At 30.5% G+C, this 8,277-nt stretch carries 6 protein-coding genes and 2 pseudogenes; all 8 read left to right on the top strand.

From position 1 onward, the window contains the following. Positions 1-351: 351 nt before the first annotated feature. A complete protein-coding gene (locus KQI16_RS12240; protein ID WP_216434811.1) occupies positions 352-1,647 on the top strand; it encodes a M18 family aminopeptidase in 1,296 nt (431 codons plus the stop codon). 210 nt (positions 1,648-1,857) lie between these two features. Further along, a complete protein-coding gene (murQ, locus tag KQI16_RS12245) occupies positions 1,858-2,775 on the top strand; it encodes an N-acetylmuramic acid 6-phosphate etherase (RefSeq protein WP_216434813.1) in 918 nt (305 codons plus the stop codon). 26 nt (positions 2,776-2,801) lie between these two features. Further along, a complete protein-coding gene (locus tag KQI16_RS12250; RefSeq protein ID WP_216434815.1) occupies positions 2,802-4,163 on the top strand; it encodes a PTS transporter subunit EIIC in 1,362 nt (453 codons plus the stop codon). 191 nt (positions 4,164-4,354) lie between these two features. Next, positions 4,355-5,440: a DUF871 domain-containing protein gene (locus KQI16_RS12255; protein ID WP_216434817.1), complete on the top strand. Its 1,086-nt coding sequence runs from the start codon at positions 4,355-4,357 to the stop codon at positions 5,438-5,440. Between the two features lie 44 nt (positions 5,441-5,484). After that, on the top strand, positions 5,485-6,339 hold the full coding sequence (locus tag KQI16_RS13265) for a MurR/RpiR family transcriptional regulator (RefSeq protein ID WP_216434819.1): 855 nt from the start codon (positions 5,485-5,487) through the stop codon (positions 6,337-6,339). Positions 6,340-6,638: 299 nt separating this feature from the next. Then, a pseudogene (locus KQI16_RS12265) lies at positions 6,639-7,016 on the top strand (PTS transporter subunit EIIC); the annotation flags it as partial. Between the two features lie 197 nt (positions 7,017-7,213). Continuing rightward, positions 7,214-7,723: a hypothetical protein gene (locus KQI16_RS12270; protein ID WP_442861811.1), complete on the top strand. Its 510-nt coding sequence runs from the start codon at positions 7,214-7,216 to the stop codon at positions 7,721-7,723. A gap of 455 nt (positions 7,724-8,178) precedes the next feature. Further along, positions 8,179-8,277, top strand: a pseudogene (locus tag KQI16_RS12275) (class II glutamine amidotransferase); the annotation flags it as partial.

Below are 8,277 nucleotides of genomic sequence, written 5' to 3' on the forward strand. Positions count from 1 at the left end.
AAATATTATACCACATTTAATATAAATCAATTATTAAATAGTTTACCCTTCTGTTAAAACTTAATAATGCATTAAAAACTGTAAATATAAACAGTTTTCTATTTGAAATAATGGCTTTTTCTATTATAATAGATTTAATACCAAAATTTATATAATTATTGATGAAATTAAGGAAATTTTTTTATGGAATATTAACATTTTTTATTTGGAAAAATACTTTTAAATAGAAAACTGTTTATATTTACAGTTTTTAATGCATTATTAAGTTTTAACAGAAGGGTAAACTATTTAATAATTGATTTATATTAAATGTGGTATAATATAGTTAATTTAAGTTAAGGAGTGATTATAATGGAAAAGCAATTAGCAGCAGATTTAATAGAGTTTTTATATAAAAGTCCTACAGCATATCATTCAGTAAAGACTATTAAAGAAATATTATCTTCAAGGGGATTTAAGGAAATAAAGGAAGAGGAAAAGTGGAACTTACAAAAGGAAGGTAAGTATTATGTTACAAAAAATGATTCTGCCCTTATTGCCTTTACTGTTGGAAAGGGAGAGGTAGAGGAAGCTGGATTTAAATTAATTGGAGCTCATACAGATTCGCCAGGTTTTAGAATTAAGGCAAAGCCAGAAATGCTATCTGAAAATAAATATATAAAATTAAATACAGAAGTATATGGAGGACCACTGCTTTATACATGGTTTGATAGACCTTTAGGAATTGCAGGAAAGGTTGCCTTAAAGGGAAAAAGTCCTCTTAAGCCAAAAGTAGAGCTTATAAATATAAATAGACCTGTAGTTATAATACCTAGTGTGGCAATTCATATGAACAGAAATGTAAATGAAGGCTTTGGAGTAAATAAGCAAAAAGATACTCTGCCTTTATTAGGATTAATTAATGAGAAATTTGAAAAAGATAATTACTTAATAAAGATTTTAGCTGAAGAATTAAAGATGGAAGCAGATGAAATAATAGGCTTTGATTTAGGCTTATATGAAATAGAAAAAGGCTCAATAATGGGAATAAATGAAGAATTTATATCTGCTGGAAGGTTGGATGACCTATGGATGGTTTATGCAGGTATGAAGGCTTTAATTGATAGCGATATAAATGCTTCTACCAATGTTTTAGTTTGCGTTGATAATGAAGAAATAGGAAGCCATACGGCTCAAGGAGCTGATTCAGCTTTACTATTAAACATATTAGAAAGGATAACTATAGCCTTAGGTAAGGATAAGGAAGGTTTATATAGAGCCTTAGCAAATTCTATAATGATATCAGCAGATTTAGCTCATGCTGTGCATCCAAATGCTGAAGAAAAACATGATCCAACAAATAGGCCTGTATTAGGAGAAGGACCTGTTTTAAAGACAGCAGCTTCAGGAAGCTATAGTACAGACAGTTATAATGCTGCAATTTTTGAAGGCTTATGCAAGGCAGCAGGAGTTCCATACCAAAGCTTCTTTAACAGATCAGATGTTAGGGGAGGAAGTACAATAGGACCTATGACTTCATCAAGATTAACAATTCCAGTTATGGATATGGGTGCTCCCTTATTATCAATGCACTCAATTAGGGAATTAGCTTCAGTTAAGGATAATTACTATACAATAAAATTATTTAAAACTTTTTATAATTCCTAAGGAGAATAATTATTTTTAGGAAAACTTTAAGGGGACTCTTATAAGGGTCCTTTTTATTTTTATAATAAATGCTTTCTAAAAAAACTTAAATAAATATTATGTGAAATAAATAAAAATATTTTTTAAAAACTATTGAAATTTTATTTCAAAGGTGTTAATATAATAGTGTGATGAAAACGTAGTCAATAATACTTAGTTTGGAGGGATAATATGAAGAAAATAGACTTAGATAAATTAACCACAGAAAGTAGAAATCCTAATACATTTGATATAGATAAGGTTTCAACTCTTGAAATGGTTAGAAAAATAAATAATGAAGATAAAAAAGTAGCAGAAGCAGTAGAAAAAGAACTACCAAACATAGCTGAAGCAATAGATGGAATTTCAGAAAGAATGAGTAAAGGTGGAAGATTAATTTATATCGGAGCTGGAACCTCAGGAAGACTTGGAATACTAGATGCTTCAGAATGTCCTCCAACTTATGGAGTATCAGAGGAGTTAGTTCAAGGAATAATTGCAGGCGGAAAGGAGGCAATATTTAGAGCAAAAGAAGGCGCAGAAGATTCTAAGGAACTTGCTGTGGAAGATTTAAAGGCAATAAAGTTAACTGAAAATGACACAGTTGTTGGACTAGCTGCTTCAGGAAGAACTCCTTATGTAATAGGCGGCCTTAATTATGCTAATGAGATAGGAGCATTAACTATTTCAGTAAGCTGTAATAAGGATTCAGAAATTTCAAAATATGCAAAAATTGAAATAGCACCAGTAGTTGGACCAGAAGTTGTTACAGGTTCTACAAGACTTAAGGCTGGTACAGCCCAAAAACTTGTTTTAAATATGCTTTCAACAGGAGTAATGATAAAACAAGGTAAGGTATACGGAAATCTAATGGTTGATGTAAAGGCCAGCAATGAAAAGTTAGTAGAAAGAGCAAAAAGAATAGTTTGTGAAGCAACAGGTGCTGAAAGAGAAGAAGCAGAAAGGGTATTAGAAGAAACAAACTATGATGTTAAACTTTCCATTCTAATGATAATTTCAGGAGAAGGAAAGGATAAAGCTAAAGAAGTTTTAGATTTAAATAATGGCTATATAGCAAAAGCTTTAAAATATATACAAAACAATAAATAATGTAATTATATAAGGGAGGGTTAATTATGACAAATGCAGAAATTGCAAAAAACTTGGTTGAGCTAGTTGGAGGTAAAGACAATATCAGATCTGTAGAAAACTGCATGACACGCTGCAGATTTGAACTTGTTGATGAATCCCTAGCAGATATTGAAAAAATTAAAAAGTCAGAAGGAGCATTAGGGGTAGTAAATGAAAATGGTCAATTACAAGTAATTTATGGTCCAGGAAAAGTAACTAAAATAACTTCAGAAGTTAAAAAGATAGTTGGAAACAGAGTATTAATTGGTGAAGAAGCTGTCAAGGCTACAAAAGAAAAATTAAAAGAAAAAAATGATACACCTTTTAAGAGAGGACTAAAGAAGTTAGGTAGTGTATTTATTCCTTTAATACCTTTATTCATTGCATGCGGACTTATATTAGCAATTAATAATATTTGTAATGTTCAGTTTGGAGATGCTTATAAAGCAACAAATGCAGCTAAAATAATAGGCCTTATTGGTAATGGTGTCTTTGGTATATTACCAATATTAGTTGGTGTAAATGCAGCTAAAGTATTTGGTTCAGATATGCCTATGATGGGTGGAGTAATAGGATCAATATTAAATGCAGCAACATTAGCAGATATAACTCTTTTTGGTAAACCTTTAACTGCAGGCCGTGGTGGTATTATTTCAGTTATTTTAGTTGTTATTTTATCAGTTTATATAGAAAAAGCAGTTAGAAAAGTAGTTCCAGAAGTTTTAGATCTTTTTGTAACTCCAATAGTTACATTAACAGTTTCATTATTAGCAGCTTTTGCTGTATTACAACCGATAGGTGGATTTATTTCAGACTCAATTGGAGCTTTAGTAGCAAATACTGTAGCTTCAGAAAATATTGTAGTTTCAGCATTCTCAGGTATTATTTCAGGTGCTTTATTCTTACCATTAGTTATGACAGGAATGCATCAAGCATTAACTCCAATTCATACAGATTTAATAGCTAATTATGGATATACATTATTATTACCTGTATTAGCAACAGCAGGTATGGCACAAGTTGGAGCAACTTTTGCAGTATTAAGAAAAACTAAAAATGAAAGATTAAAGAAAACAGCTAAAAATGGTCTTATTCCAGGAATTTTAGGAATTGGTGAACCATTAATATACGGTATTACATTACCACTTGGAAAACCATTCTTAGGAGCTTGTTTAGGAGCTGGAGTTGGTGGAGCTGTAATGGCATTATTCAAAGTTGGTTCAGTAGCTCTAGGAGTTTCAGGCTTACCACTTGCATTGTTAATAGCAGATGGAAAAATGGTTCAATTCTTAATCGGTGTTGTAGCATCATATGTAGCAGGATACTTCTTTACATCAATATTAGGATTTGAAGATCCAGTGGAATAATAATTGACAATTGAGAATGGACAATTTAGGAAATAATTCAGCTAACTGAATTATGAAAGAATTATTAAAATTAAAAAGAAGATTTTCGCAGAATATTCTGCGAAATATCTTCTTTTTCTTGTAATGGGGACTGACCCCATTACAAAAATTAACAAAAACCACTGTGCACTAGCAACGAAGGAGGTATTAGAGTGTCATTTGGAATTTCAGTATATTTTGGATTAGACAATACTAAAGAAGAAAATATTAAATTATTAAAGGAAGCTAAAGAACTTGGTTTTACAAGAATATTTACATCCCTTCATATACCAGAAGCAAATTATGATGTATTAAAAGTAGAGGTTAAAGAATTTTTAGAACTGGCAAAAGATTATGATATGGATATCATTAGTGATATATCACCAAATACCTTTAAGTTTTTAAACTTAGAAAATATGGATTTAAAAGGACTTAAAAATTTAGGGGTTAAAACAATAAGAATAGATTTTGGCTATAGTGAAGAAGAAATAGCCTTAATGACTAAAAATGAATATGGCTTAAAGGTTCAGTTAAATGCATCAACAATTACAGAAAAGTTTTTTAAAGAATTAGATAAATATTCACCTGATTATAGTAATATGGATGCCCTTCATAATTTTTATCCAAGAGTAGGTACAGGAATTTCTGAAGAATGTATGATAGAAAAAAATAAAATACTTTTAGATAGAGGAATTGTTCCATGTGCCTTTGTTCAATCTAATAATAGAAAAAGAAGCCCTTTAAAAGATGGACTTCCAACTCTAGAAGCTCATAGGGGATTAGATGTTGTTGAAGCAGCTAATCATTTAATTGCCTTAGAAAATCAATCTATTTTTATCGGTGATTCACTCCCTAGTTATGAAGAAATGAAAGCTTTATCTGAATTAAAATCTGGAGCAATAAAACTTGATATAGAGATTATGGATAAAAATTATGCTATAATAAGCTTGTTAAATAATGTTTATACAAGTAGAACTGACGAAGCAAGAGATGCAATAAGAGCAAGCGAAAGCAGATTAAAACTAAATGGGAATATTATTGAACCATTTAATACAGTAGATAAAGATTTCGGCGATATTACTATAGATAATAAAAATTATGGAAGATACATGGGTGAGCTTCAAATAATTAAAAGAAAACAGAAGGCTGACGAAAGAACTAATGTAGTTGGAAAAGTATTGGAGAAGGATCTATACTTATTAAAGTATATTACTGCCGGAAGGAGTTTCTACTTTAATATTAGTAACTTGAGTAAATAATTTGATAAAATTATTTATAAATAGATCAATAGGGATGTGAAATAGTGAACATATTTAATTTTATCAAGCAAAATTATGAAAGTTTTACAGACAGTGAAAAATTAATTGCTGATTATCTTTTGAATAATAAAAAAAGCATATTAGGCATGTCTGCAAAAGAAATAGGAAATGTAACAGGCACTTCAGCTCCTACTGTAGTTAGATTTTCTAAAAAAATAGGCTTTAATACTTTAAATGAAATGAAGCTTCAGCTATCAATAGACTTAAATACTGAAGAGGAAGCTTCAGATTTTAAGTATTTGTCTGGCGATTTATCTGTTAAAAACATTATGTATGGCATTAAAAACTCTATTGATGCCATAATGAATCAAACCTTAAGCGTATTAAAGGAAGAAGAATTAGAAAAAGCAATAAATACCTTAAATAAGGCAAAAAAAATATACATATTTAGTGTAGGGAGCTCAGCTTTAGTAGGAAAGGATTTTTATTATAAGTTAAGCAGAATAAACAAGGTATGTATATCCCATGAAGATACTCATCTTCAAATAACATCTTCAGCAATCCTAGAAAAGGGGGATGTTGTAATAGCAATATCCTATTCAGGGCAAACTAAGGAAGTTAATATCTGTGCAGAAAATGCTAAAAGACAAGGGATACCTGTCATTGCAATAACTAAAGCAAGTATCCACAATCCATTGGCAGAAATAGCAGATATAGTTTTAAATGTGCCTTTTGTTGAAAAATCCTTAAGAGAAGGTGCAATGAGCTCAAGAATTTCCCAGCTGGCTGTTATTGATATGCTGTTTATAGGAATGGCAAGAAATAATTTGAAGAAGGTTGAAGAACAGCTTCGTTTGACAAGAAAAGCGGTGGAAGAGCTTAAAGAAATTGAAAGCTAAAGGAAATATGAATTTATAAAACTACTATGCTAAGAGCAGGTAACAGCTCTAGGCTTAGTAGTTTTTTATTTGTATAAATGTTTTACAAGCTTTCTCTAACTTTAATTTTGTCCTAAGAAATGACTGCCACAATTAACGTCTTTTAAATTGAAAACGATATAATTGTAAAATATAATGTAATTGTAAGAAATAATAAATCATTTAATAAAGATTACAAGATATACTTTATAAAGGATTAAATAATAGCGCTGCCTTTGTAAACGTATATCAGGTAAAATAAATATTAGGGGGAAAATAGAATGAGTACAAAAGCGAGAGTACAAAAATTAGGTAACTTTTTATCAAGTATGGTACTTCCAAATATAGCAGCTTTTATAGCTTGGGGAATTATTACGGCATTATTTATACCAACAGGTTGGACACCAAATGAATCTTTAGCTACTTTAGTAGATCCTTTACTAAAATATTTACTACCAATATTAATAGGTTTCCAAGGTGGTAAACTTGTATATGGCGACAGAGGAGGAGTAGTTGGTGCAATAGCTACTGCCGGTGTTGTTGTCGGATCATCAATCCCAATGTTCATTGGAGCAATGGCAATGGGACCATTAGGTGGATGGTTAATTAAGAAATTCGACGAACTTGTAGATGGAAAAATTCCAACAGGATTTGAGATGAAAAGGTAGGCTTCCCAAATTCAGCAGTAGATAGAATAGTTCCTAATACAAATGCAGTAAAAGAATGTCCAATTGATGTATTAGTTGAAGATTTCTTTGAATGGGACATTGAAAAAAATAAAGTAAAAGTAAATTCTGAAATTGATGGTGCAGAATATACAGATAACCTTGAACCATATTTAGAAAGAAAACTATTTATGCTAAATGGAGCTCATGCAACTGTAGCATATTTGGGATATCTTAAAAAATATGAATATATCCATGAAGCAATAATGGATGAAAAAATAAGAGAAACAGCTTTAAGCTTCCATAAAGAATGCTTAAAGGCTTTAAATATAAAACATGGAATGGAAATAAGCTCCTTAGAAGAATATTCTAAGAAGGTAATAAAGAGATTTGAAAACAGCTATCTTCAAGATGTAGTTTCCCGTGTAGGAAGAGACCCTATAAGAAAACTTTCCAATAAAGATAGACTTGTATCTCCACTGAAACTATGCCTTGAATATAATTTAGAATATGCTACTATAGCCAAGGGAATAGCTGCAGGCTTATTATTCAATTCTGAAGATGATGCAAAGGCAAAGGAAGTTCAAGAATTAATTAAGGCTGAAGGCCTAAGAAAGACTATAAATAAAGTTTGCGGCATAGAAAATGAGAAAGTTATAGACTTAATCATTGAAAACTATGAGCAATTAAAAAATAATTAGTAAATAATTTTTTATAACATTATAGCAAATAACAGTTAGTGGTTTAGTAGAGCTGCCTTGGGGGCTATTATAAACTGCTAACTGTTAATTATTGATTTGAAATTCGAATGTTAAATTTTTGATTAACCTATTAATTAAGTTTGACATAGATTGAAATGTAAAATATAATCTTAAAGGGAAGCTAGAATTTATAGTCAGTTTTCTAGAATATTTAGAAAAGGGGGATAGAGGAGGAAAAAGATAATAAAATTAAATAAAAGCGCCAGAGCCCACGTGGCTGACGAGGTTAGGGTTTATCGAAATTTTCGGCGGGTGCCCTACGGTATTAGTACTACCGTTAAAGATTAACAAACCTAAAAAGCAATTTTTAGAACAAAATTAATCGGGTACTAAGAAAATTGAATATTAAATTTAATGCTTCCTGATCAAAATAATAAGAAAAGGGAGAATTAAATATGTGTGGAATAGTTGGATATTTAGGAAAAAATAAAGCATCAGAAATTTTAGTAGAGGGATTATCTAAGTTAGAATATAGAGGATATGATTCAGCTGGA

It is taken from the genome of Caproiciproducens sp. MSJ-32 (assembly GCF_018918055.1).
Taxonomy (GTDB): domain Bacteria; phylum Bacillota; class Clostridia; order Clostridiales; family Clostridiaceae; genus Clostridium.